The organism is Bradyrhizobium sp. WSM1253 (assembly GCF_000244935.1).
Classification (GTDB): Bacteria; Pseudomonadota; Alphaproteobacteria; order Rhizobiales; family Xanthobacteraceae; genus Bradyrhizobium; species Bradyrhizobium canariense.
Genome location: NZ_JH600072.1, coordinates 179,375 through 181,810 on the forward strand (window position 1 = coordinate 179,375; position 2,436 = coordinate 181,810).

Here is a 2,436-nt window from a genome sequence, read left to right on the forward strand (position 1 = left end):
GTCCAAATGGACGTCCTTTTTGCTGTCCAATCCCATCCCAAACCTCCGTCCAAGCCGGAGGCTTCTTTCGCACGTTCATTCGAATTCTGAAGCAAGGGTATCGGCTTCGCGCTTACGTTCATGGCGCAGCATCCGGAATTGGATCTCGAGGTGGTTCTGGACGACCGCCAAATCGACCTTGTCCAGGAAGGTATCGATCTGGCCCTGCGGATGGGGAAGACGATGGATTCGACACTGACTGCCCGCCGCGTCGCCAGGTGCAAGCGGCATGTGCTCGGGACGCCGGCCTACTTTAATCGGGCGGGCACGCCTTCGGCGCCGGGTGAACTGAGCAAGCACCAGGCCGTCGTCTATCTTCAGGAAGGCCACGTCTGGTCGTTCGTGCGCGAAACTACGTATTGGCCGTCAGCGTTCAAGGCAGGCTTCGGGTGAGTGCCGCGGAAGGCGTGAGAGCCGCAGTGCTAGCTCATGCAGGACTGACCATCGCCTCGGAGTGGATGTTCAGCCCGGAGCTCCGAGCGGGCACCGTGCGCACAGTTTTGCCGGAGTGGAGCCTTCCGCCGCTCGACTTGTGGGCAGTGCTTCCGACCGGCCGTGCAGCGACAGCCAAGGCGCGGACATTCGTGAAGTTTTTCGAGCATAAGTCAACGCGTAATGCGACATAGTCGCGGCTGATCCGGGCCAGCCCACGAGACGAATGAGCATGTCTTCGATCTCGGCCGGCATTCAGCGTTTCGAGTGTGTGAGTAGGGTGACACCGAACGGAGCTGCTCATTCCGAGCCTCCTGCAGCAGAGTGTCACCATGTCCGCGCCTCGATCGTGAACCGCTCACTGAGCGTAGCCGTTGCGGTTGCGGTCTTCTCCGCCCTGCTTTCGCCAGCGAATGCAACCTACCAGCAAGATAATGCCGCCGTTTTCCCTGACGTTTCGATCAGCGCCGCTTCGGATGCCGCGCCGCTCGTGTTGACCTCGTGCTTGCCCTGGCTTGCTCCCGCTGGCCATCGGCAGCCGCGCCAGGCAGATGTCCCCCAGCCCGATGCGGTCTCGGCATGGGAGCGTCAGCAACAGCATCTGGACCGGCTTCGGTACCGCTTCCCAGTATCGCATCCCACGACGTCAAAATATCCCTTCCTATCAAAGTCCGCCCTCTGCTGAGGCGAAAGCCAAGAACGAAGGAGGCGTAGCGCACGAGCGTGAATGGTTCGAGCTTAAAATCGAAAAGCCTCCCAGCGTCATCAGCAGCACACCTAACGAGTTTACCGTCCAGCTGCGCGGCTCGTCGCGCACCTCTTCATTGTGCGCGGCCATCGGGATAGCTGCAGGTGAGTCGGCCCGCACGGCCGCGGCAAGCTTCTCCACGTCTACGTCGGGCGGCACGGAATGCTCGGGCGTGAGCTGGGTGGCAGGAAGATCCGCGACGGGTCGCGCCGGCATCAGGGCCGACTTGCTCGCCTCGGAAAAAGGAGCGGCATCAGCCACCTTGAGTTCGCGCGCTGGCGGCATGGGCGGGGCCCGATCCGCGGGCGAAGAGGGTAGCAACTCCACGCGCGCATCGATCATCGGCTTCGACCTTTGCTGCGCGGCCTCGTTTTCGGCAGGACTAGCGGCGCGGGCGGCCACACGACCGTGAGCTGGCTTTCGCACCGTCGCGGCGCCTTCGGCCAGGAACCAGCATTTGCGGTGGCCGTCCCGCCGATAGACCCAGTGCTGGCGTGGGCCAGGCGAGTTGCCGGGCCGCGGCAAACATTCCGGCTGCACCGATGAGGTTGCAGCGGGCTCGCGCGGAGCAATATTGAACAAGTCGGCAAAAGGGTCGGAGCACGCTGGTGTCGCCGCAAGACCTCCGACAAGGACTAAACCGGCGGAGTAAAATCGCAAATGGCGGGACATCGAAAACTCCCGGTGTTGCGCTCCCTACTCGGTACGAGCCTTCGCGGCGACATGGGCCCCGATGCGGCTTAAATCTGGCAACGTGAGGGATTAATTGTGCTCCTGGCCATCCGAGTTAACAGGCTATCCAACACTCTTCAGTTGCAGAACGCGGCAGCGCGTTCAATTAAATCGAGCCACATGCGTTGCGTTGGGCGTCGGTTCCGCTCGCGATCCGCGACGCGGCCGCCCGGTTGAATACTCGCTGCGGTGTTTGCGCTCACCTTCGCAATGGCAATGGCAATGTGAAAGCGCAACTGGTCGAGTGGTAGGTTGTGGATGATACGATGCCGGTGTGCGGGCCGGAGTGAGGATTCGCCTCGCACCAAATTAAATGCTCCGTCACGATATTGAGCTGCTGCCGGTTTGATGGACACCGGGTTAAGCTAATCCCACCTTGCGCTCGAACTCAACAGGGCTGAGGTAACCGATCGTCGAGTGACGTCGGGTCGTGTTGTAGAACCGCTCGATGTAATCGAACACATCTGCTCTGGCCTCGTTCCTGG

At 61.5% G+C, this 2,436-nt stretch carries 5 protein-coding genes; 2 read left to right on the forward strand and 3 right to left on the reverse strand.

The features are described 5' to 3' along the window. The first annotated feature begins 120 nt into the window (after positions 1-120). Both BRA1253DRAFT_RS45780 and BRA1253DRAFT_RS45785 read left to right on the forward strand, forming a co-directional pair. Entirely contained in the window at positions 121-432 is a 312-nt protein-coding gene (locus BRA1253DRAFT_RS45780; protein WP_051058375.1) for a LysR substrate-binding domain-containing protein, read from the forward strand. A gap of 26 nt (positions 433-458) precedes the next feature. After that, positions 459-665, forward strand: coding sequence for a LysR substrate-binding domain-containing protein (locus BRA1253DRAFT_RS45785; protein ID WP_256375781.1), 207 nt, complete (start codon positions 459-461; stop codon positions 663-665). A 470-nt stretch (positions 666-1,135) separates the two neighbouring features. On the opposite strand, the gene BRA1253DRAFT_RS00835 is transcribed toward BRA1253DRAFT_RS45785, so the two are convergent. From BRA1253DRAFT_RS00835 to BRA1253DRAFT_RS40865, 3 genes are all read right to left on the reverse strand, one after another. Next, positions 1,136-1,891: a hypothetical protein gene (locus tag BRA1253DRAFT_RS00835; RefSeq protein WP_009859299.1), complete on the reverse strand. Its 756-nt coding sequence runs from the start codon at positions 1,889-1,891 to the stop codon at positions 1,136-1,138. Positions 1,892-2,028: 137 nt separating this feature from the next. Next, positions 2,029-2,307 carry a hypothetical protein gene (locus BRA1253DRAFT_RS43250; protein WP_157158505.1) on the reverse strand — a complete coding sequence of 93 codons (279 nt, stop codon included), beginning with the start codon at positions 2,305-2,307 and terminating at the stop codon, positions 2,029-2,031. Between the two features lie 4 nt (positions 2,308-2,311). Then, on the reverse strand, positions 2,312-2,436 hold a 125-nt coding region (locus tag BRA1253DRAFT_RS40865; RefSeq protein WP_009859300.1), incomplete at its 5' end, for an IS3 family transposase.